Annotated in this window: 15 protein-coding genes and 2 tRNA genes; 14 read left to right on the top strand and 3 right to left on the bottom strand. The window is 71.4% G+C overall.

Translation table 11 applies throughout. The features are described 5' to 3' along the window. Positions 1-363: 363 nt before the first annotated feature. The 3 genes from ACLQ22_RS25565 (at position 364) to ACLQ22_RS25575 (ending at position 6,735) form a co-directional block, all read left to right on the top strand. Positions 364-3,228 carry a PQQ-dependent sugar dehydrogenase gene (locus tag ACLQ22_RS25565; RefSeq protein ID WP_425694556.1) on the top strand — a complete coding sequence of 955 codons (2,865 nt, stop codon included), beginning with the start codon at positions 364-366 and terminating at the stop codon, positions 3,226-3,228. A gap of 75 nt (positions 3,229-3,303) precedes the next feature. Further along, positions 3,304-5,412 carry a ThuA domain-containing protein gene (locus tag ACLQ22_RS25570; protein WP_425694557.1) on the top strand — a complete coding sequence of 703 codons (2,109 nt, stop codon included), beginning with the start codon at positions 3,304-3,306 and terminating at the stop codon, positions 5,410-5,412. A 315-nt stretch (positions 5,413-5,727) separates the two neighbouring features. Then, positions 5,728-6,735, top strand: coding sequence for a sugar phosphate isomerase/epimerase family protein (locus ACLQ22_RS25575; RefSeq protein ID WP_121400287.1), 1,008 nt, complete (start codon positions 5,728-5,730; stop codon positions 6,733-6,735). Positions 6,736-6,832: 97 nt separating this feature from the next. On the opposite strand, the gene ACLQ22_RS25580 is transcribed toward ACLQ22_RS25575, so the two are convergent. Further along, on the bottom strand, positions 6,833-7,237 hold the full coding sequence (locus ACLQ22_RS25580) for a hypothetical protein (protein WP_425694558.1): 405 nt from the start codon (positions 7,235-7,237) through the stop codon (positions 6,833-6,835). 271 nt (positions 7,238-7,508) lie between these two features. Between ACLQ22_RS25580 and ACLQ22_RS25585 the strand changes: the two genes are divergently transcribed. Then, a tRNA-Asn gene (locus tag ACLQ22_RS25585) sits at positions 7,509-7,581 on the top strand. Positions 7,582-7,583: 2 nt separating this feature from the next. Here the strand turns inward: ACLQ22_RS25585 and ACLQ22_RS25590 are convergent. Then, positions 7,584-7,841 (bottom strand): hypothetical protein, encoded by a 258-nt coding sequence (locus tag ACLQ22_RS25590; protein ID WP_425694559.1) that lies wholly within the window; start codon positions 7,839-7,841, stop codon positions 7,584-7,586. 129 nt (positions 7,842-7,970) lie between these two features. Here ACLQ22_RS25590 and ACLQ22_RS25595 point away from each other — a divergent pair, with 129 nt between their 5' ends. The 9 genes from ACLQ22_RS25595 (at position 7,971) to ACLQ22_RS25635 (ending at position 20,191) form a co-directional block, all read left to right on the top strand. Continuing rightward, the gene (locus ACLQ22_RS25595; protein WP_425694560.1) at positions 7,971-9,209 is read left to right on the top strand and encodes an NAD(P)/FAD-dependent oxidoreductase; all 1,239 of its coding nucleotides are present in this window, start codon (positions 7,971-7,973) and stop codon (positions 9,207-9,209) included. Between the two features lie 43 nt (positions 9,210-9,252). Next, positions 9,253-10,206: a hypothetical protein gene (locus ACLQ22_RS25600; protein WP_425694561.1), complete on the top strand. Its 954-nt coding sequence runs from the start codon at positions 9,253-9,255 to the stop codon at positions 10,204-10,206. Continuing rightward, entirely contained in the window at positions 10,203-11,903 is a 1,701-nt protein-coding gene (locus ACLQ22_RS25605; protein ID WP_425694562.1) for a M16 family metallopeptidase, read from the top strand. The genes ACLQ22_RS25600 and ACLQ22_RS25605 overlap by 4 nt, the downstream gene beginning before the upstream one ends. Positions 11,904-11,966: 63 nt before the next feature. Continuing rightward, positions 11,967-12,040, top strand: a tRNA-Ile gene (locus ACLQ22_RS25610). A gap of 133 nt (positions 12,041-12,173) precedes the next feature. Continuing rightward, positions 12,174-13,046, top strand: a complete 873-nt coding sequence (locus tag ACLQ22_RS25615; RefSeq protein ID WP_425694563.1) for a DUF6892 domain-containing protein — start codon at positions 12,174-12,176, stop codon at positions 13,044-13,046. Positions 13,047-13,200: 154 nt separating this feature from the next. Further along, positions 13,201-13,635 (top strand): hypothetical protein, encoded by a 435-nt coding sequence (locus ACLQ22_RS25620; RefSeq protein ID WP_425694564.1) that lies wholly within the window; start codon positions 13,201-13,203, stop codon positions 13,633-13,635. Beyond that, positions 13,617-13,967: a serpin family protein gene (locus tag ACLQ22_RS25625; protein WP_425694565.1), complete on the top strand. Its 351-nt coding sequence runs from the start codon at positions 13,617-13,619 to the stop codon at positions 13,965-13,967. Before ACLQ22_RS25620 ends, ACLQ22_RS25625 begins: the two co-directional genes overlap by 19 nt. A gap of 317 nt (positions 13,968-14,284) precedes the next feature. After that, positions 14,285-16,654 (top strand): glycogen debranching protein, encoded by a 2,370-nt coding sequence (locus tag ACLQ22_RS25630; RefSeq protein WP_425694566.1) that lies wholly within the window; start codon positions 14,285-14,287, stop codon positions 16,652-16,654. A 180-nt stretch (positions 16,655-16,834) separates the two neighbouring features. Then, positions 16,835-20,191: an NACHT domain-containing protein gene (locus tag ACLQ22_RS25635; protein ID WP_425694567.1), complete on the top strand. Its 3,357-nt coding sequence runs from the start codon at positions 16,835-16,837 to the stop codon at positions 20,189-20,191. 161 nt (positions 20,192-20,352) lie between these two features. On the opposite strand, the gene ACLQ22_RS25640 is transcribed toward ACLQ22_RS25635, so the two are convergent. After that, a complete protein-coding gene (locus ACLQ22_RS25640) occupies positions 20,353-21,129 on the bottom strand; it encodes a DJ-1/PfpI family protein (protein ID WP_425694568.1) in 777 nt (258 codons plus the stop codon). 205 nt (positions 21,130-21,334) lie between these two features. Here ACLQ22_RS25640 and ACLQ22_RS25645 point away from each other — a divergent pair, with 205 nt between their 5' ends. Then, complete coding sequence (locus ACLQ22_RS25645; RefSeq protein ID WP_425694569.1) at positions 21,335-21,985, top strand: GlxA family transcriptional regulator; 651 nt, start codon at positions 21,335-21,337, stop codon at positions 21,983-21,985. Positions 21,986-22,037 lie beyond the last annotated feature (52 nt).

Below are 22,037 nucleotides of genomic sequence, written 5' to 3' on the forward strand. Positions count from 1 at the left end.
GAGCCGCCGAGGGCCACCCGCCGCCCCTCGGCGGCGAGGTGCAGCGGCCGAGCGGGGCGGTCCTCGTCGCCGACTTTTGACGGGATCGACGAAAGTTGGTGCCGAATCGGCGGAAGGTATGGACACATCGATGTCTGCCATTTAATGTCGGGCCATCACGAATCTGTTTCGTCGAGGTGAACCGGCGGCGCGGGAACCCATCGACTGGTGACCTCCGATCGATGGGGTCCACTCCATCCCTCGCAGGTTACGGCCGGCCGGGCACGGCACCCCGGCGGACCGACCGCATCCCCCGCTACGGCATCCGGCGCGACGGCGCGCGCCCGCCCTGGCAGTCACTCGTCAGGAAGGGACGGCACACCCATGTCCACCCAGGACGCCCCCACCCACCGGCTCCGACGGCGGTTCTCCGCCGGCTCGGCGCTGCTGCTGGTCGCCACCGCCGGCTCGGTCGCCCTCGGCGCCGGCCCGGCCCCGCTTGGCGGCCCCACCCCGGCCCAGGCCCACCCCATCGTCGGCACCGACTTCCAGCAGGTCACCCTCGCCAAGGGCGTCGCCGAGGTGGGCGAGCCCATGACGATCGCGGTGCTGCCGGACCGATCGGTCCTGCACACCGCCCGCAACGGCACCGTCCGGCGTACGGACTCCGCCGGCACCACCTCCGTGATCGGCACGCTGCCGGTCTACACCCACGACGAGGAGGGGTTGCAGGGCGTCGGGGCCGACCCGAACTTCGCCAGCAACCGGCACATCTACCTCTACTACGCGCCGCCGCTGGCCACCCCGGCCGGCGACGCGCCGGCGACCGGCAGCGACTTCTCGGCCTGGCAGGGCGTCAACCGCCTCTCCCGGTTCACCCTCAACGCCGACTTCACGATCAACACCGCCAGCAAGGTCGACATCCTCGACGTGCCCGCCGACCGGGGGATGTGCTGCCACGTCGGCGGCGACATCGACTTCGACGCCGCCGGCAACCTCTACCTCTCCACCGGCGACGACACCAACCCGTTCGACTCGGCCGGGTACGCGCCCATCGACGAGCGCACCAACCGCAACCCCGCGTACGACGCGCAGCGCAGCGCGGCCAACACCAACGACCTGCGCGGCAAGATCCTGCGGATCAAGGTGAACGCCAACGGCACGTACTCGATCCCGGCGGGCAACATGTTCGTCGACTCGGACACGCGGACCCGCCCCGAGATCTACGCGATGGGCTTCCGCAACCCGTTCCGGATGAGCGTGGACCGGGCCACCGGCATCGTCTACGTCGGCGACTACGGCCCGGACGCCGGCACCACCAGCGCCCGGGGGCCGAGCGGTCAGGTGGAGTTTAACCGGGTCACCGGGCCCGGCAACTACGGCTGGCCGTACTGCACCGGCACCAACACCGCCACCGAGACGTACGCCGAGTGGGACTTCGCCGCCGGGACCGGCGGGGCGAAGTACAACTGCTCCGGCGGGCCGACCAACAACTCCTTCCGCAACACCGGCCTGCCCACCCTGCCCGGGGCGAAGCCGGCCTGGATCCGGTACGCCGGTGACGCCGGCACCCCGCCCGAGTTCGGCGGCGGCTCCGAGTCGCCGATGGGCGGCCCCGTCTACCGGTACGACGCCGCGCTGAACTCCACCACCAAGTTCCCGCAGTCCTTCGACGGGCAGTTCTTCGCCGGCGAACTCGGCCGGGGCTGGGTCAAGCCCATCCACCTCAACGCCGACGGCAGCCCGGGAACCATCGACACGTTCCCGTGGAACGGCAAGCAGATCATGGACATGGCGTTCGGGCCCGAGGGCGCGCTCTACATCCTCGACTACGGCACCGGGTACTTCAACGGCGACGCCAACTCGGCGCTCTACCGCTACGACTACATCGCCGGCGGCAACCGGGCGCCGACCGCCGTCGCCGCGGCCGACAAGACCTCCGGCGCGGCCCCGCTGGCCGTGAACTTCTCCTCGGCCGGGTCCAGCGACCCCGACGGCGGGGCGCTCACGTACTCCTGGGCCTTCGGCGACGGCACCACCTCGACGGCGGCCAACCCCAGCAAGACGTACACCGCCAACGGCACCTACCAGGTCACGCTGACCGTACGCGACCCACAGGGCGCCACCGGCACGGCGAACGTGCAGATCGGCGTCGGCAACACCGCGCCCACGGTCACCATCAACAGCCCGCCCAACGGCAAGCTGTTCAGCTACGGCGACACCGTGCCGTTCAGCATCACGGTGACCGACCCGGAGGACGCCGCCATCGACTGCACCAAGGTCAAGATGACCTACGTGCTGGGCCACGACAACCACGGCCACCAGATCACCTCGAAGAACGGCTGCTCGGGCTCGATCACCATCCCGGTCGACGGTGAACACGACGACGCGGCGAACATCTTCGCCATCTTCGACGCCGAGTACACCGACGCGGGCGGGCTGACCACGCACAAGCAGCACACCCTCCAGCCGCGCAAGCGCCAGGCGGAGCACTTCAAGACCTCCTCCGGCGTCGGGATCTTCGACAAGGGCACCGCCGAAGGCGGCAAGACCGTCGGCGACATCAACAACGGCGACTGGATCGCGTTCGAGCCGTACCGGATCGACAACGCGACCTCGTTCAGCGCCCGGGTCTCGTCGGCCGGCGCGGGCGGCACCCTCCAGGTGCGGGCCGGCTCGCCCACGGGCACCGTGCTCGGCTCCGCGACCGTCCCGGTCACCGGCGCCTGGGACACGTTCACCACGGTCAGCGGCAGCATCTCCGGGGCACCGGCCAGCACCGGCACGCTCTACCTCACGTTTGCCGGCACGGGCACCGGCGCGCTCTACGACGTGGACACGTTCGCCTTCACCACCGGCTCGGCGGTGCGCACCGGCCCGGTCGTCGGGCTCGGCGGCAAGTGCCTGGACGTACGCAACGCGGCCACCGCCGACGGCACGCAGATCCAGATCTACGGCTGCAACGGCTCCGCCGCGCAGACGTGGACGGTGACGCCGAACTCGACCGTCAAGGCGCTGGGCAAGTGCCTGGACATCTCCGGCGGCGCCTCGGCCGACGGGACGAAGATCCAGCTGTACGGCTGCAACGGCACCGGCGCGCAGAACTGGTCGGCCCAGGCGGACGGCACCCTGAAGAACCCGCAGACCGGCAAGTGCCTGGACGTCTCGGGCAACACCCCGGCCGACGGTCAGGCCGTGCACCTGTGGACGTGCCACACCGGCGCCAACCAGAAGTGGACCCTGCCCTGAGCTGAGGCGGGGAGGGGCGTCGCGCCCCTCCCCGCTCCGGCAGGCCCCTGAACACCCCCGGCATTGGAGAGCGACATGCGCAGACTCCTCCGACCCCTCCTCGGCGCGGCCACCGCCGTCCTCGCCGTCCTCGCCTGCACCACCCCGGCCACCCCGGCCAGCGCCGCCGACGCCCCGTACGACGTGCTGGTCTTCTCGAAGACCGCCGGCTTCCGGCACGACTCCATCGCGGTCGGCACGCAGGCGATCCGCGACCTCGGCGCGGCCAACAACTTCACCGTCACCGCCACCGAGGACGCCGCCCAGTTCACCACCGCCAACCTGTCCCGGTACGAGGCCGTGGTCTTCCTCAACACCACCGGCGACGTGCTCGACGGCGCGCAGCAGAGCGCCTTCGAGTCGTACATCGGTGCCGGCGGCGGGTACGTGGGCGTGCACGCCGCCGCCGACACCGAGTACGGCTGGTCCTTCTACGGCAACCTGGTCGGGGCGTACTTCGCCTCGCACCCGCACATCCAGCAGGCGAACGTCAAGGCGGAGAACCGGGCGCACCCGGCGACCGCGCACCTGCCGCAGACCTGGACCCGCACCGACGAGTGGTACAACTACCAGACCAACGCCCGCTCCACCGCCCGGGTGCTGGCCACCCTCGACGAGTCGTCCTACACCGGCGGCTCGATGGGCGCCGACCACCCGCACTCCTGGTGCAAGACCTACAGCGGCGGCCGGTCCTTCTACACCGGCGGCGGGCACACCCAGGCGTCGTACGCCGAGCCGGCGTTCCGCGCCCACCTGCTGGGCGGCATCCGGTACGCGGCCGGCCGGGCCAAGGCCGACTGCCGGGCCGAGACCGGCTACACCGCGCTCTACAACGGCGCGACCACCGGCTGGTCCCAGGCCGGGCCGGGCAGCTTCAGCAACGCCGACGCCACCCTGACCTCGGTCGGCGGGATGGGCCTCTACTGGTACAGCGCGAAGCAGTTCACCAACTACTCGCTCAAGCTGGACTGGCGGCTCGCCGGCGACGACAACTCCGGCGTCTTCATCGGGTTCCCGGCCTCCAGCGACCCCTGGTCGGCGGTGAACAACGGCTACGAGGTCCAGATCGACGCCACCGACGCGGCCGACCGCACCACCGGCGCGGTCTACACCTTCAAGTCCGCCGACATCGCCGCCCGGGACGCGGCGCTGAACCCGCCGGGGGAGTGGAACACCTACGAGCTGCTCGTCGAGGGCGAGCGCCTCCAGGTCTTCCTGAACGGGGTGAAGATCAACGACTTCACCAACACGGACCCGGTCCGCTCGCTCGCCGGCCACATCGGGCTGCAGAACCACGGCACCGGCGACGACGCCTCGTTCCGCAACATCCGGATCAAGGAACTCGGCGTCAACCCGCCGGGCGGAAACACCACCGTCCAGGCGGAGGCGTTCAGCTCGGCCGGCGGGGTCGCCCCGTTCGCCAAGGCCGGCGCCAACGGCGGGCAGACCCTCGGCCACATCGACCCGGGCGACTGGGCCGCGTACGCCGGGGCCGACCTGACCGGCGTGACGTCGCTGCGGGCGCGGGTGGTCTCGGGCGGGCCGGGCGGCACCATCCAGGTGCGTACCGGCTCCACGACCGGCACCGTGCTCGGCTCGGTCGCCGTGCCGAACACGGGTGGCTGGAGCACCTTCGCCGACGTCACGACCACCCTCTCCGGGGTGCCGTCCGGCACCCGGGACCTCTACCTCACCTTCACCGGGTCGGGCACGGGGCTCTTCGACGTGGACGACTTCACCCTGGTCAGATCCGGTGGCAGCGGCGGCGTCGGCCCGATCCGCGGCCTGGGCGGCAAGTGCCTGGACGTACGCAACGGCGCCACGGCCGACGGCACCCAGATCCAGATCCAGACCTGCAACGGCTCGGCGGCGCAGACGTGGACGGTGACGCCGAACTCGACGGTGAGAGCGTTGGGCAAGTGCCTGGACATCTCCGGGGGCGCGTCGGCGGACGGAACGAAGATCCAGTTGTGGACGTGCAACGGCACGGGCGCGCAGAACTGGTCGGCGCAGGCGGACGGCACCCTGAAGAACCCGCAGACCGGCAAGTGCCTGGACGTCTCGGGCAACACCCCGGCCGACGGTCAGGCCGTGCACCTGTGGACGTGCCACACCGGCGCCAACCAGAAGTGGACCCTGCCCTGATCGGCTGACCCTCCCGTTCCTCCCCGCGATCCCGCGGTCCGTGCCCGATGTCCGCAGCAAGGCCGCGGACCGTGCGGACAGCGCAGGACCGCGGGGAGGGGCGAGGGCTTTCGTGGTCGGCCCGGCGGTTCTAGAGTGGTGGCGGCGACCGTGGCGGTTGCCGGTGACCGGCGGGAGGCGCAACCCGGCCGGGTCCAGGTGCGCACGCGCACCCACCGGTGTCCCGCCGTGGCCCGCCGCCGCACCGGCCCGGCCGGTCACCTCGCCCCGGTCACGCACCCACGGAATCCCCCATCAGCACAGGGGAGAAGCACCATGGCGCGACCCATCACGCTCTTCACCGGCCAGTGGGCCGATCTTCCGTTCGACGAGGTCTGCCGCCTCGCCTCCGAGTGGGGCTACGACGGGCTGGAGATCGCCTGCTGGGGCGACCACTTCGAGGTCGACAAGGCACTCGCGGACGAGTCGTACGTCGAGCGGAAGCGCGAGACGCTGGCGAAGCACAACCTGAAGGTCTTCGCGATCTCCAACCACCTGGTCGGCCAGGCCGTCTGCGACCACCCGATCGACGAGCGGCACCAGGGCATCCTGCCGGCCCGGATCTGGGGCGACGGCGAACCCGAGGGGGTACGCCGCCGCGCCGCCGAGGAGATCAAGGACACCGCCCGGGCGGCGGCGAAGCTGGGAGTGGACACCGTCGTCGGCTTCACCGGCTCGTCGATCTGGCACACGCTGGCGATGTTCCCGCCGGTGCCGCCGTCGATGATCGAGCGCGGCTACCAGGACTTCGCCGACCGGTGGAACCCGATCCTGGACGTCTTCGACGAGGCGGGTGTGCGTTTCGCCCACGAGGTGCACCCGAGCGAGATCGCGTACGACTACTGGACGACGAAGCGGACGCTGGAGGCCGTCGGGCACCGGCCCGCGTTCGGGCTGAACTGGGACCCGTCGCACTTCGTCTGGCAGGAGCTGGACCCGGTGAACTTCATCTTCGACTTCGCCGACCGGATCTACCACGTCGACTGCAAGGACGCGAAGGTGCGCACCGGGGACGGGCGGCGGGGCCGGCTCGCCTCGCACCTGCCGTGGGCGGACATGCGGCGCGGCTGGGACTTCGTCTCCACCGGCCACGGCGACGTGCCCTGGGAGGACTGCTTCCGGGCGCTGAACGCGATCGGCTACGCCGGCCCGATCTCGATCGAGTGGGAGGACGCCGGGATGGACCGCCTCGTCGGCGCCCCGGAGGCGTTGCAGTTCGTCCGCCGGCTCGCGTTCGACGCCCCGGCGGCGGCCTTCGACGCCGCGTTCACCAGCAAGGACTGACCGGCCCGGGGCGCATCCGAGCGGGCCGGTCACCCTCGAGCGCCCGCACACGAACGGGCCGGTCGCCCGAAGGTGACCGGCCCGTTCGAAGGTGCGATCAGAGGGTGCTGCCGTTGGTGCCCGAGCTGGACGGCTTGCTACGGGGCGTGGCGGTGGTCGACGTCGACCCGGGGGCCGAGGTCGTGCTCGACGACCCGGTGGAGCTCTTCGCGCCGGCCGCGGCCGGCGTGCCGGCGAACGCGTCGTCGGCGGCGGTCAGCTCCTGCTTGTGCCCGTTGGTGCTCAGCTTCTCGCCCAGCTTCGACTGGCCGAGCTTGTCCTTGCCCTCGCTGTAGAGGCGGGTCGCCTGGGCCTGCGCGACACCGGCCGCCTCCTGGACGGTCGGGTGGTCGAGCACCTTGCGGCCCCGGATCACCAGCTCCTCGTACTTTTCCCGACCGGCACGGGCGCCCAGGACGAATCCCGCAGCCAGCCCGCCAAGGAACATCATCTTTCCGCGCATGGCGGCTCCTTCCGTACCTGACGCGCCGTCGACCGACGGTTACCCCGCCGGAGGCGACCAAATCGCGCCTGCCTTCTCTGTCTGCAGCTAACTACCCATCTTGCTCTCCGCTCATACCTCCTTGTGCCGGGATGACGATTTGTCAGGGTTTATTGTCGTGTCGTCCGGGTGCCGATCCATGGGGTAACCCCCTGGACCAACACCCCCCGGAATCCTGTACTCTTGTCCCCGTCGCACGGCGCAGCGAGATCGGCGCCGAACGACGCAACGGTCCCCCGTAGCTCAATTGGCAGAGCAGCCGGCTGTTAACCGGCAGGTTTTTGGTTCGAGTCCAAACGGGGGAGCTTCACACACCGAACGCCCGTCGGCCACGCCGGCGGGCGTTCGCCGTTCCCGCCGCCGGTGCCACCGCCACCGCCGCCACCACCACCGCGGTCGTCGTCGGCACCGCCGCCGCCGTCACGCGCCGCTGCTGCTTCCGCGCCGTCGTGCCGCCGCCGTGCCACCGCCGTGCCACCGAGGCGTCGTCGTGCTCGCCGCCCGCCGCCCGTGTCCGTCGTGGCGTGGTCGTGCCCGGCGGGGCGGGACGGCCTGTTTCGCCCACCCTCGGGCTGCTCGCCCGGCAGGATGGTCGATGTCCACCTGGACTCCCGCTGCATCGATTGGTGCGTCGATTCATGGGGTGGGTGGCCGGGCCGGCTGTCCCGGACGGACGGAGAGCGGGAGGTGCGAGATGCTCGCGGAGACCGACGTCGTCGTGGTCGGCGGCGGCCTGGCCGGGCTCGCCGCGGCCCGGCGGCTGCACCGGGCGGGCGTGCCGTGGCGGCTGCTGGAGGCCGGCGGCCGGCTCGGCGGCCGGGTCGCCACCGACGCGGTCGACGGCTACCTGCTGGACCGGGGCTTCCAGGTGCTCAACACCGCGTACCCGCGGCTCGGCGCCCTGCTCGACGTCGACCGGCTGCGCCTCGGGCACTTCACGTCCGGCGTGCTGGTGCGCAGGGGCGACCGGCTGGCCCGCCTGGTGAACCCGCTGCGCGAACCCACCGGCGCGCCCGGCACCGCGCTGGCCGGCGTGGGCTCCCTGCTCGACCGGCTGCGGTTCGCCGCGCTCGCCACGGGCTGCGCCACCCTGCCGAAGGAACGGCTGCTCGCCGCCCCGGAGACCAGCACCGAGGCCGCGCTGCGCCGCGCCGGGCTCTCCGACGCGATCATCGAGGAACTGCTGCGGCCGTTCCTCTCCGGCGTCCTCATCGACCGGGAGCTGGAGACCTCCAGCCACGTGCTGGCGATGGTGCTGCGCTCCTTCGCCCGGGGCCGGATCGGCCTGCCCGCCGAGGGGATGGCCGCGCTGCCCCGCGCCGTCGCCGACCCGCTCCCGGCGGAGCTGATCGACCTGGACACCCCGGTCGCCGAGGTCGCGCCCGGCCGGGTCCGCACCCAGGCCGGCGACCTGCGCTGCCGCGCCGTCGTGGTCGCCGTGGACCCGCCAGCGGCGGCCACGCTGCTGCCGGGCCTGCCGGCGGTACGTACCCACAGCTACACGACCTACTACCACAGCACGCAGGAGCCGCCGCTCGACGAGCCGATCCTGCTCGTCGACGGGGACCGGCGGGAGATCGTCGCCAACACGGTGGTGGTCAGCAGGGCCGCGCCCACGTACGCGCCGGACGGTCGGCACCTGGTCGCCACCTCCGTGGTCGGCCCGTCGGCCCCGCCCGAGCCGACGGTGCGGGCCGAACTCACCCGGCTCTACGGCCGGTCCACGGCGGACTGGACGCACCTGACCACGGTGTCCATTCCCGACGCGCTACCGGCCGCGCCCCCGCCGCAGGGGCGGTTGCGCAAGCCGGTGGCGCTGGGGGAGGGCCTGTTCGTGGCCGGGGACCACCGCGACAGCCCCTCCATCCAGGGCGCCCTCGCCAGCGGCTGGCGGGCCGCCGGGGCCGTCCTGTCGGAGCTGCGTACCGGCTGAACGGAGGGTCACGCCCCGTTGATGATCACTTATGCTCCTCGCCATGCCCGCACCCCTTCCGCCGCCCAACCTCGACGTCGCGGCGGCGTACCCCCAGGTCGGTCAGGTGCGCGCGGCCCTCGCGGCGCGCGACTGGCCGGCCCTGCGCGCGCTCGTCGACGGGCAGGATCCGCACGGCCGGACCTTCCTCGTCGGCGAGGCCGGTGAGACCGCGGACATCGAGGAGTTCCTCCGGGGCGTGCTGGCCCAGCGGCCCGACGACGCGCTCGCCGGCGCCCTGCTCGGGGCCCACCTGATCCGGGCCGGGTGGCGGATCCGTTCGTCCTACCGCGCCCAGCACGTCAGCCGGCAGCAGTTCGCCGAGTTCCACGCCCACCTGCGGCGCGCCGAGCAGGTGCTCATCGACGTCACCGCCCGGCACCCGGACGACGCGGCGGCGTGGACGCAGCGGATCACCAACGCGCGCGGACTGGAGCTCGGCCAGGCGGAGGCCCGCCGCCGCTACGACCAGCTCGCCAAGCACCACCCGCACCACCTGCCGGCCCAGGCCTCGCTGCTGCAACAGTTCTGCCCGAAGTGGAGCGGCACCTGGGAGCGGGCACACGGCTTCGCCCGGGAGTGCGCCGACGCCGCCCCGCCCGGCGCCCCGAACGCGGTGCTGGTGGTCGAGGCCCACCTGGAGGAGGCGCTCGACCACGACAACCTGCGCGAGGCGAGCGCCCACCTGCGCGGCGGGCACGTGCAGCGCGAGATCCACCAGGCGGCACAGCGGTCGGTCTGGCACCCCGAGTTCCGCAACGGCTGGGGCTGGGTCTGGGTGCGCAGCGTCTTCGCGATGGCCTTCTGCCTGATGGACGAATACCCGGCGGCGGCCCAGCAGTTCGCGGCCATGGGGCCGCTCGGCGACGAGGCGATGTTCGGCTACGTCGACGGCGACGCGACCAGGCAGTTCCAGCGGTTCCGCGACAAGGCGTACGCGAAGGGTGGGCAGTCATGATCCAGGAACTGGACGTGGACGGGGTGCCCACGCTGCTCGCCCCCACCGGCGGGCCGATGCGCGCCGGGCTGACCTTCCGGGTCGGCACCGCCGACGAGACGCTCGCCCGCAGCGGCATCACCCACCTGCTGGAACACCTCGCCCTGGCCCCCCTCGGGCTGGCCGACTACCACGTCAACGGCGCCACCGCGCCGGTGTTCACCACGTTCCACATGCAGGGCTCCGCGCAGGACATCGCCACCTTCCTCACCTCGGTCTGCGCCAACCTGACCGAGCTGCCGACCGGCCGGCTGGACGTGGAGAAGGAGATCCTGCGCACCGAGCACAGCAGCCGGGGCACGGCCGCCGTCGACGACATCCCGCTGTGGCGGCACGGCGCCCGCGACTTCGGCATCACCAGCTACCCGGAGTGGGGGCTCTCCGCGCTCACCGCCGACGACCTGCGGCAGTGGGCGGCCCGCTGGTTCACCCGGGAGAACGCCGTGCTCTGGATCGCCGGGAAGGCCGTTCCCGCCGGGCTGCGCCTGACGCTGCCCCCGGGCGTACGGCAGCCGGTGCCGGTGGCGTCGTCGGCGCTGCCGCAGACCCCCGCGTACTTCGTCGGCGGGTCGCGGGCGGTGGTGCTGGACGCCGTCGTGCGGCGCCGGACCGCCGCGAGCGTCTTCGCCGGGGTGCTGGAGCGCGAGCTGTACCGGGCGCTGCGCCAGGACGGCGGGCTCTCCTACCAGACGACGGCGGGCTACGAGCCGCGCGGCGACGGCCACGCGACGCTGCGGGCGCTGGCCGACGCGCTGCCGGAGAAGCAGGACGCCGTGCTCGGCGGCTTCGTCGACACGCTCGCCAAGCTCCGGGTCGGCCGGATCGAACAGGCCGACCTCGACGCCGTCGTGGCGAAGCGGGAGGACTTCCTCGGCACCGCCGAGGTGGACGCGGCGCGACTGCCGTCGTACGCCTTCAACGTGCTCACCGGGGAGCGCAACCTCACGGTCGACGAGCACCGGGCCGAGCTGAAGGCCGTCAGCACCGACGACGTGCACGAGGTGGCCCGCGAGGCGCTGGACGGGGCGCTGCTGATGGTGCCCGAGGGGCACCGGGCCGACTGGGCCGGCTTCGCCGCGGCGCCCACCCGCTCGGCCGACACGGTCGCCGGCACCCCCTACCAGGAGAAGGAAGGCGACGGCGAGCTGCACGTCGGCGTGGACGGCGTGAGCTGGCTCGGCCACGGCGGCCCGCTCACGGTGAGGTACGCCGAATGCGCCCTCATGCTCGTCTGGCCCGACGGCGCCCGGCAGCTCATCGGCGAGGACGCCATCTCGATGCGGATCGAACCGACCATGCTCGACCTGCACCCCGGCGCGATCCGGGTGATCGACTCCCAGGTGCCGGCCGACCGGCAGGTGGTCATGCCGGCCCGCGACCCGGCACGCATCCCGCAGCCACAGGCCGCGGCAGCCGGCTCCGGCTCCGCACGGCGGGAGCCGGTGAAGCGCTCCTGGTGGGAGATCCCGCTGATGGTCGTCAGCGGCCTCGCCGCGCTGGTGATCGGCGGGGGAACCTTCCTGCTGACCCTCGGCATGTTCATCACCGAGACCGCCGAGAGCGACGAGGGCTGGCTGTGGGCCGTCATCGCGGTGGGATGGCTGCTCACTGTTATCCTCGCGTTGCCCATCGTGCTGCTGCGCCGGCGACGCCGATGAGCGACGGCGCCGTTTCGTGCTGGCCGGTGATCCACCGGGCGGGATAAGATCCGGCGCGGTATTGGGGCGGTAGCTCAGCCGGTTAGAGCAGGGGACTCATAATCCCTCGGTCGCGGGTTCGAGTCCCGCCCGCCCCACCGTTATCGCGGTAGCGCACCGTGCCGCTGACGTGGTGCATCGAGGACCGGTTGACGCCAATCCTCGAAGCGTCAGGCGGTGCGTGGCATCGGGCACCACCCCGTGTCGAGTGTCGTCAGGTAGGTTGCCCGCGTGGATCCCTGCCTGCGCTTGGCCCTGCTTGAGGCCGACTACCTCAACGACGCGGTCGCCGAGATTCGCGAACGTCCGGTCGAGGAGCTCAAGGCCCGCTATGCCGAGGTGCTCACGCTGGAGGTCTCGGCCGACGCCGACGGGGCCTGTTGGACCGATGAGGCGGATCTGTGGGACGCGCTGCCGCACGGTGCCGACGGCACGATCCGGTCGCTGGCGGGCATCGAGGGTTTCCCGGGGCTGCGCAACCTGTACCTGCGCGAGTCCGAGGTCGGTGATCTCGGACCGCTCACCGCGCTGCCCGAGCTGGAGCTGCTGTGGCTCGGTGTGCCGCCGGACGCGGACCTGGCCCCGCTGCTGGCGTGCGATCGACTCAAGCGGGTGCGCATCGGCTGTGCGGGCGTGCTGCACCCGGCGGGCCACGAAATGCTCGCGGCGCTGGCTGGGCGCGGTGTCCAGGTGGACAACTTCCTGCCCGACCCGATCGAGGCGGCGGCGCCGTTCGGTGATCCGATCCTGAAGCTGGCGGTGCTCGACAGGTTGCGGAACTCGGTTGAGCTGCCCCCGACGTACTTCTTCGACGAGTTCGCGTTCGACGAGGGCAACCTGGCCCGGCTGATGACGGTCGCGATACCCCAGGCGGAGCTCGACACCGTCGAGTCCCTCAGCTGGCTCGGGGGTGGGCACGCCACGGCGCACATGGTGTGGCAGCAGTGGGACGGCGAGTCCGACGAGTTCCGCATCCGGTCGCTGGCGGGCGTGGAGGTGCTGCGCAACCTGCGCGAGCTGAAGGTCACCCCGCTCGCCCTGCTGCCTGAGCACCAGATCGCGCAGCTGCGGGCGCGTGGCATCACGGTCAGCGAGTGGGACTGAAGCATCGGGTCGGGCGTCCTGTCCACGGACGGGTCCGCGGGCCGCGATCGGCGCGTGGGTCCGCCCGCAGCTGGAACTGAAAGCCCGGTGGCGGGACAGCCTGCCGGCCGGCGCCATCGGGGTGCTCGGCGACCGGGATGTGCTGGATGCCTGGGTGCGCGAGCAGACCGATGGCCTGCTCGACCGGATGCCGGTCACGGTCAAACGCGACACGAAGCTGGTGCTGGCTTCGGCGTTGGTCGCCCGGACCCGGTGGGTCCAGCCGTTCGACGACGGCGTGCTGGTCGCCGAGGACGGGCCCTGGGCCGGGCAGGTCCTGGCGGGCCTGCATCGGAGCACCGCCGACCGCGACCTGCTCGCCGTGTACGACACCCCGGCCGGGCAGGTCACCGTGCTGACCGTCGAGGGCACCGACGGCATCGACGTGGACCTGGCCGTCGGCCTGCCCGACGCCCCGGCCGCCGCGGTGCTCGCCGCCGGGCTCGACGCCCGGTCGGCGGTGCCGGCGCGGCGCGGGTCGCAGCTCGCGGAGGGCGACACCGCGCCGGGCGTGACCGTGACCCTCGGAGCTTGCCCCGGTTCACCGTGACGTCGTCGCACGACCTGCGCGCGCACGCCGACGTGTTCGGGCTGCGTACGGTGTCAAGCTTCGGAAGGCAGCGACTGCCCGGCATGAGCGACGTGCCGTTGTACGTCGGCGCGGCGGCGCAGGACCTGACCGCGTCGTTCACCGCGGACGGGTTCGAGGCGGCGGTGGTGACCGCGATGGGGATCCACTACTCCGGCGCCCCACCGTCGGAGCGCCCGCTGGAGGTGCGGCTGCTGCTGGACCGTCCGTTCGGGTTCGTGGCCAGGCACCGCCGCTCGGGACTGGTGCTCGTCGCCGGCTGGGTCGCGCGGGGCGAGGCAGCGTCCGTGTAGGCCGGTGCGCCGGTGCGGCGGACGTCCAGGCGGTGATGTCGTCGAGCCGCGTCCGCTCGCGCCTACCGCCGACGCGGAGTGGGGTTCCCCGGTAGGTCGACTTCTTGCTGGCCCTGCAACGCCTTCCAGGCGGCACGGCACCTCGCTTGTCCGCCCGCTCCGCCCGCACCTCGGGCATCGAGCCCGTTCACTTTGATGTTCCTGGATGGTAGCGTCCTGGAAACATTGCAAGGACTTGCATTGATCGATGGTCGGTGGACGGGCCCGCTGCCGACCTCCTCGCCCCACACCCCCGCCCCCGCGAGGAGGTCTTTCGCATGAACCCCCCATCGCGCTCCAAGCCGCCCACCGTCGCCAGGGAGCCGAGGACGGCCACCCGACCCGCACCACGACGTCTCGCCCTGCTCGTCGCGATGCTGGTCGGCCTGACCGGCGTACTGTCCTCGGGCCTGGTCACCGCACCGGCGGCCCAGGCCACGATCGACGGGCAGGCGCTGGGCGCGCGCTACAACGGGGCCGCCAGCGACATCACCTTCCGCGTCCGCTCGGCGACGGCCACCCGGATGGCGCTCTACCTCTACAGCGCCGCCACCGGCGCGCAGGAGAAGGTCAGCTACGTGTTGACCGGCAACGGCGGCATCTTCGCCAAGACGGTCAGCGTCGCCGAGCTGAACCGCCTCGGCATCACCGGCACGGTCTACTACGGCTACCGCGCCTGGGGGCCGAACTGGCCGTGGCACGCCGGCTGGACGAAGGGCTCGACGGCGGGATTTGTCTCCGACGTCGACGCCGCCGGCAACCGGTTCAACCCCAACAAGCTGCTGATCGACCCGTACGCGCGGGAGATCAGCCACGACCCGCAGACCCCGAGCCGTCCCGACGTGGCCGGCTATCGCAGCGGCGCCAACCGCGCGGTCGACACCGGCACGTTCGCCCCCAAGGGCATCGTCCTCAAGCCGACGGCCGGCGGAGTCGGCACCAAGCCCACCCGGGCCTTCAAGGACGACATCGTGTACGAGGTGCACGTGCGCGGACTGACCAGGAACGACCCCACGATCGCGTCGGCGTACCGCGGCACCTACCGGGGCGCCGGACTCAAGGCCCCCTACCTCGCGTCGCTGGGCGTGACGGCGGTGGAGTTCCTGCCCCTTCAGGAGACGCAGAACGACACCCACGACGTCGACCCCACCAGCACCGCCGGCGACAACTACTGGGGTTACATGACCCTCAACTACTTCGCCCCTGACCGGCGCTACGCCTACGACAAGTCCCCCGGCGGTCCCACCGCCGAGTTCAAGGCGATGGTGAAGGCGTTCCACGACGCCGGGATCAAGGTGCTCGTGGACGTGGTCTACAACCACACCGGCGAGGACGGGCCACAGGGCGACAAGAACACCTACAACGTGTTCTCCTGGCGCGGCCTGGACAACTCCACCTACTACTCGCTGACCGGCGACCGGCAGAGCCCCTGGGACAACACCGGCGTCGGCGGCAACTACAACACCTTCAACCCCGCCGCGCAGGACCTCATCGTCGACTCCGTCGCCTACTGGAAGGACACGCTCGGCGTCGACGGCTTCCGGTTCGACCTGGCGTCCGTGCTGGGCAACACCTGCCAGCACGGCTGCTTCAACTACAGCCGGACCAATTCCGGCACCGCCCTGAACCGCCTGGTCGCCGAGATGCCCGCGCGCCCGGCCGGCGGTGGGGCCGGCGTCGACTGGATCGCCGAACCGTGGGCCATCGGCGGCAACAGCTACCAGGTCGGCAACTTCCCGACCGGCTGGTCGGAATGGAACGGCATCTACCGTGACACCCTGCGCCGCGACCAGAACAAGCTGGGCGTCGACGCGGTCACCCCGGCCAACCTCGCCGACCGGTTCGCCGGGTCGTCCGACCTCTACGGCGACGACGGCAGGCGCCCGTGGAACTCGGTCAACTTCGTGGTCGCCCACGACGGGTTCACCCTGCGGGACCTCTACGCCTGCAACAGCAAGAACAACAACCAACCATGGCCGTACGGTCCGTCCGACGGCGGCTCCGACGACAACATCTCCTGGGACCAGGGCGGCGTGGCCGCCGACCAACGCAGGGCGGCCCGCAACGGCCACGCGTTCCTCATGCTGTCGGCGGGCACCCCGATGATGACCGGCGGCGACGAGTACCTGCGCACCATCAACTGCAACAACAACCCCTACAACCTGGACTCCAGCGCGAACTGGCTGGACTGGACCCCGGACGCCGACCAGACGACCTTTGCCGCCTTCACCAGCCGGCTGCTCGCCTTCCGCAAGGCACATCCCGCCCTGCGACCGGCGAACTTCTACACCGCCGCCGACACCAACGGCAACGGACTGGGCCAGCTCGAGTGGTTCACCCCGGCAGGCACGTCACCGGACGGCGCGTACTGGGGCAACGCGAACAACCACGCGCTGGCCTGGCGCATCGACGGCAGCGAGTTCGGCGACTCAGGTCTCTACGCCGCCTACAACGGCTGGTCCGGCAACGTGACATTCACCCTGCCCGCCCCGCCCCCGGGCAAGCAGTGGTACCGGGTCACCGACACCTCCACCTGGGCCGAAGGACCCGACCAGGTGGCCAGCCCCGGCAGCGAGGCCCTGATTGGTGGCGCCTCCACCACGTACGTGCTGGGTGGGCGGGCACTGCTGCTGCTCATCGCCCGGTAGTAGCCCGGACAGGTTGGCGATCACGCTCCAGGAGACGTAACGGAACTGGCGGATAGCCGACTTTCCGATCCTTCTTCTGCCACGAGACGGCCGACTACGGTGGGCTCTGCTTCACCCCCGGCAGGGCCCACCAACCTCGGCGCGTACGCGGCGGAAGGGATCTCGATGAGCAGTTCGTCAATGTCCTTCGACACCGCGCGTAGCATCCTCGGTGAGCCTGACTCCGAGTGGAGCAGCAAGTTGAGTGCCCTGCTCGGGTTGGCGGCCCTGGGCAGCGGGGCTGTCGGTTTCGCTGTGCCGGCGATCAGGGCCGGGTGGGGTTGGATCGACCAGAAGAACGAACTGGTCAGCCAGATCACCTCGGCCGTCGACCGCGTACGCGAAAAATGCCTGGGTGCGAGGGGCCGCGAGCGACACGAACTCATCGCGGCGGCACACACCGCCGTGGTCACCGGCGCGTTCTTCGCCGCCCTCAACGAGGTGGTGGGTAAGAAGTACGCACGGCTCGGCCTGACCGAGGCCGAGAAGCAGCAACTGGTTTCCGGCAGCGTCGACGGCGACCACGAGAGCGTGGTTTCCTACCTGCTGAACGTGCCGGTGCCGATGCCGTGGGCCGCCTGCGGATTCGAGGCGAACCTCGCGGCTTCGGTGGCTCCCTTCTACGACAACCTGACGGGGCGCTGCCTGCGCTTCTTCCGGGGGCTTGCCGCCTGGGAGCGGATCGAGGCCGGGATCAAGGACTCCGACGACGGCAGAACGCTGGCGTCGGTCGTCGTGGACAGGGCCATCATGCGCTACCGGAACGACTACCGGCGGCTGGCGGCCGAGGTGCCGGAGTTCGGCATGTGGGCACTACTGGACCAGTTCGAACACGCGACGGCGGCCCGGAAGTCGGCTCGTCGGCGGTCCGAGGAGTTCCAGCGGCGTTCCCTCTCGCTGATGGAGCAACTCCTCGCCGGCCTCACCCGGATGCGGGACCTTCCGACCGAACGTAGCCGGACGATCATGGCGCAGCGCAATCGTCAGCTCCTGTCCGAGCCGCTCGCGCAGGTAACGAAGACCGACCTGGAGTCCGGCCTCAGCATGCCGGACACCGAGACCGGCTACGTCAACCCACGCTTCCAGTGGGCGGTGATGAGCGGCAGTTCCCGCGCCTGGGACGAGGAGTGGTGGGGGCAGCAGCGGCGCGGGCACCGCCTGGACCACTTCCTGGCTGCGTACTTCACCTCCGCGCGCAGCGCCGAGCTTCCGCTGGTCATCCTGGGCCACCCGGGCGCGGGGAAGTCCCTCCTGACCAAGATCATGGCGGCTCGGTTGCCGCCCGAGCACTTCACCACGGTTCGCGTGCCGTTGCGCCAGGTGCGGAACCCCGCAGCCAAGATCTACGAACAGATCCAGGACTTCCTCGATGACGACACGCACCTCGGCGTGCGATGGCGGGACCTGTCCGAGGCCAGTCGGGAGGCCACGAGGGTGGTGATCCTCGACGGCCTGGACGAGCTGATGCAGGCCACCCGGACGACCGAATCGGGATTCCTGCACGAGGTCCGGGAATTCCAGGAGAAGGAGGCCGGCTTCGGTTCGCCGGTTTCGGTGGTGGTGACGTCGCGTACCGTCGTGGCCGACATCGCGAACATCCCGGCGGGTTCCCTGGTCGTCAAGCTCGAAGATTTCGACCGGAACCAGGTCGATCACTGGGTCGACATGTGGAACAAGGTCAACCAGGAGCCGATCGCGAACGGAACCGTGAAGCCGCTCGCGGTGGACAGCGTCTGGGCGATGGGCGAGCTCGCACGGCAGCCGCTCCTGCTCCTCATGCTGGCCGTATTCGGCGCCACGGAGGATCCGCCGACCGGCGGCGACGGTCAGGTCACGCAGGCCCAGGTGTATCAGTGGTTGCTCAACGGCTACATCGCGCGCGAGGTCGCGAAGACGCCCGGGACGGCCACGAACCTCCTTTCCGAGGACGAGGAGATCGCGGCGCGCGCGGACCACGAACTCTGGCAGCTCGCGATCGCGGCCTTCGCGATGTTCAATCGCGGCCAGCAATCCGTCACCGGCCAGGACCTCAACAGTGACCTGGCTCCGATGTTGCGTGCGGGCGCGGCGCAGGGGAGTCACCGGAAGCGGCTGGCCCAACCGCTGGATCCCGCCATCCGTACCATCGCCCGGTTCTTCTTCATCCACGCGGCCGACGTCAGCGGTGTGGTCTCCGGGAGCAGTTACGAGTTCCTGCACGCCACGTTCGGCGAATACCTGATCGCCTATCACGTGCTGGAGCAGCTGAAAGGTCTCGCCGACGCGCGTCGTCGGCTGCCGGTGGGCCAGGAGTGGACCGACGACCAGTTCTTCGCGCTGCTGTCTCACCAGCAACTGTCGGTCGGCGGCGCCATCATGCCGTTCCTGCGGGAACTCTTCGAGGCCGCACCGACGGCTCAACGACGGGCGATCGTCGCGGAGCTGAAAGCCCTCATCCGGGTCAGCCAGGAACGGGAGGGAGTGGGTCGCTTCGAGGGCTACAACCCGTCGAGCCGTTTCCTGCTCGGCCGGGTCGCCGCGTACCTCGGCAACCTGCTCACGCTGTTGACCGAGCTCTGCGACGGGCCTGTCCCGCTCGTCGAACTCGCGCCCGAGGGGGACGGCCAGCTGACCTGGTGGCGGTCCACCGTGCGCTTCCTGCACGCCGGACTCGACGACAACGGGTGGTCGATGCTGCTTTCCAGCATCGATCTGTCCGTCGCCGACGAGGCGCCGTCCATCCGCAAACGGCGGGCTCCGATAGACAGGTTGCTCATCCACCCGTACGAGGCGCGACTTGCCGGAGACTCACAGAGGGAGTTGCAGCTCCTGCTCGGCGCCACGGCCCTGCACGGGCGTCGCCTCGCCCACTGGGGTGACGAGTTCGGCGACGTGTGCATGAAGATCCTGTCGTCCCTGGTGCACAGGGATGAGCGGTCCGGCGACCACGAGGCCATCATGGAGGCGGCAGCCTCGTCAGCCTCGCCGGCGACGGGGAACCTCTTCGTGGAGTACCTGGTCCGCCACGCCGGTCGCCTCGACTACGAGGACGTACGGAGGTTGGCCCAGACCGCACTCTGGATGAACAGCACCGAGGCGGCGGTGCGCATCGCCCCGGTGGTGGCGCAACACCCGAAGCTGTTCCTCGAGTTCCCGCGGCTCTTCACCATCTACGAACGACACCTCACGGACGCCCGCGAGATCGCCGAGGTCTTCGCCGCGATGCGCGTCGGACTTGCCGTGTGGCAGGGCGATGACGCCGAGGCGTTCAAGGACATCGTCGGTCAACTCGTCGCCCGGCAACGGGGCCGCTGGAGGGAGGTCGCCATCCAGCCGATCAAGGGCCTGTCGAATCTGGCCGTCGAGGTCATGCGGCCTGCCATTCCGCCTCTCGTCGCGATCCTGGCGGACGACTACCAGCGACGTCCCCCTGTCCCGGCCTACTACTCGTCGCTGTCGAGCGGGCGGCATCGGGAGGACGGTCCGGTCCAGGATCGCCGGCCGGACCGAAGCAACTGACGGGACGTCGCGAACCGGCGCGGCGGCCACCGGCGTGCAGCGCCGTCGCCCGGCGACGACGGTGACGACCGCCGCGGATGCGAGCGGGAGGCGGTGCGTCGACCCGGGGCGGCGAGATCGACGCCCCGGGCCGACGGGTACGGGCCACGCTCGGGCTGCCGTCAGCGGGGAGTGGGCTGCCCCAGCAACTCCAGCGCCAGGCGCATCAGTTCCGGGCCGGCCTTCTCGGGGCTGCCCGTGTCGAACGGCGGATCGGGGTCGTACTCGACGACCAGTTGGAGCGCCTGCGCGATCCGTTCGCCGGCGATCCTCGCGGCGAGGTGCAGGGACATGTCGATCCCGGCGGACATGCCGGCGGCGGTCATGATCCGGCCCGCCTCGACGTAGCGGCCCGGGACGAACGTCGCGCCGTACTGGGCGAGCTGGTCCCGCAGGCTCCAGTACGTCGTCGCCCGCAGCCCGCGCAGCAGGCCGGCCGTGCCCAGGACCAGGGAGCCGGTGCAGACCGAGACGGTCCACGTCGTGTGCCGGTGGATGCGTTGGATCCAGCGGATCGTGTCGGGATCGGTCTGGACGCCATGGATGTTGCCTCCGGGCACCAGCAGCACGTCGGCGCGGCGCACCTGGCTGAGCGTGCGGTCCACCCCGAGGGTGAGCACGCCGTTGTCCGTCCGGACCGGGCCGGTCCGCTTGCCGACGGTCACCATGGAGGCGCCCGGGATCCGGGACAGCACCTCGTACGGGCCGATGGCGTCGATCGGGGCGATCCCGTCGAAGAGCAGGATCGCGATGCGGGGGCCCCGGGCGGGCCCGTCCGGGTCGGTGGGCCGCTCCGCCCGGGCCGGGTCGCCCAGGCCGGTGGCGGCCAGGCCGACGCCGGCCCCGCCGGCCACCGCCGCCCGCAACACCGTCCGCCGGTTCACGTCCGTGCTGAACATCGATCGCCTCCTGTCGGTCGAGCTGAGCTTCCGCATGTCCCGGTGGTCGGTCACGCCGCCGCCCTGGTTCCGCGGGCCGCGAGGCAGGTCCGGATGCGAGGGACCCCGGTCCGTATCGGCGGGTCCGGTGCCGCATCCCGCTCCGTACGTGCCGAAGGGGGCCGCCCGCGGGAACCAGCCGGCCGGTACGGCGGACCTACAGAGTGTGACGGCAGAGAACGGGCACGAGATCGTCCTCGTGGTGTGGGACGGCGCGGTCCTCCTGGACGTGGCGGGACCGGTCCAGGTCCTGAACGGCTCCGCCATCTGTGTCCGGGACGGCCCGGTCGCCACCTCGGCCGGGGTGACCGCGGGCATCGACCTCGCGCTCGCCCTCGTGGCTGAGGACCTCGGCGTCGACCGGGCGCGGACCGTCGCCAAGCATCTGGTCGTGTTCCTCCAGCGGCCCGGTGGCCAGGCACAGTTCGACGCCCCGGGCGCCGGGCCCGCGCCGCGTGAACCGGTCCTGCGCCGGGTGCTCGACGCGGTCGTGGCGGAACCGTCAGCCGATCACAGCCTCGCCGCGATGGCGGCCCGCGCCGCCGTCAGCGAGCGCCACCTGACCCGGCTGTTCCGTCGCGGCATCGGCACCACGCCGGCCCGGTACGTCGAACGGATGCGGGTGCACGCGGCACGCGCGCTGCTGGAGACGGGGAACGCCGGCGTCGCGTCCATCGCCCGCGCCTGCGGCTTCGGCTCGGCCGAGACGATGCGCCGCGCCTTCCTGCGGGTCGCCGGCGTCACCCCGGCCGAGCACCGCCGTCGCTTCCGCGGCCAGGAGAGACCCGGTGCCGCCGTACGGTCGGCGCCGCAGTGAACGCCCACGGTGTCAGCCGACCAGGCCGGCGGCGGTCGTCGTCGACGCGGTT

The sequence above is a fragment of the Micromonospora sp. DT178 genome, assembly GCF_049841695.1.
Classification (GTDB): Bacteria; Actinomycetota; Actinomycetes; order Mycobacteriales; family Micromonosporaceae; genus Micromonospora.

Excerpts from the sequence above, each read along its gene's own strand:
- ACLQ22_RS25640 (WP_425694568.1), bottom strand. The coding sequence starts at position 21,129 with ATGTTCAGCACGGACGTGAACCGGCGGACGGTGTTGCGGGCGGCGGTG.
- ACLQ22_RS25565 (WP_425694556.1), top strand. The coding sequence starts at position 364 with ATGTCCACCCAGGACGCCCCCACCCACCGGCTCCGACGGCGGTTCTCC.
- ACLQ22_RS25575 (WP_121400287.1), top strand. The coding sequence starts at position 5,728 with ATGGCGCGACCCATCACGCTCTTCACCGGCCAGTGGGCCGATCTTCCG.
- ACLQ22_RS25630 (WP_425694566.1), top strand. The coding sequence starts at position 14,285 with ATGAACCCCCCATCGCGCTCCAAGCCGCCCACCGTCGCCAGGGAGCCG.
- ACLQ22_RS25635 (WP_425694567.1), top strand. The coding sequence starts at position 16,835 with ATGTCCTTCGACACCGCGCGTAGCATCCTCGGTGAGCCTGACTCCGAG.
- ACLQ22_RS25600 (WP_425694561.1), top strand. The coding sequence starts at position 9,253 with ATGCCCGCACCCCTTCCGCCGCCCAACCTCGACGTCGCGGCGGCGTAC.
- ACLQ22_RS25580 (WP_425694558.1), bottom strand. The coding sequence starts at position 7,237 with ATGCGCGGAAAGATGATGTTCCTTGGCGGGCTGGCTGCGGGATTCGTC.
- ACLQ22_RS25605 (WP_425694562.1), top strand. The coding sequence starts at position 10,203 with ATGATCCAGGAACTGGACGTGGACGGGGTGCCCACGCTGCTCGCCCCC.
- ACLQ22_RS25570 (WP_425694557.1), top strand. The coding sequence starts at position 3,304 with ATGCGCAGACTCCTCCGACCCCTCCTCGGCGCGGCCACCGCCGTCCTC.
- ACLQ22_RS25595 (WP_425694560.1), top strand. The coding sequence starts at position 7,971 with ATGCTCGCGGAGACCGACGTCGTCGTGGTCGGCGGCGGCCTGGCCGGG.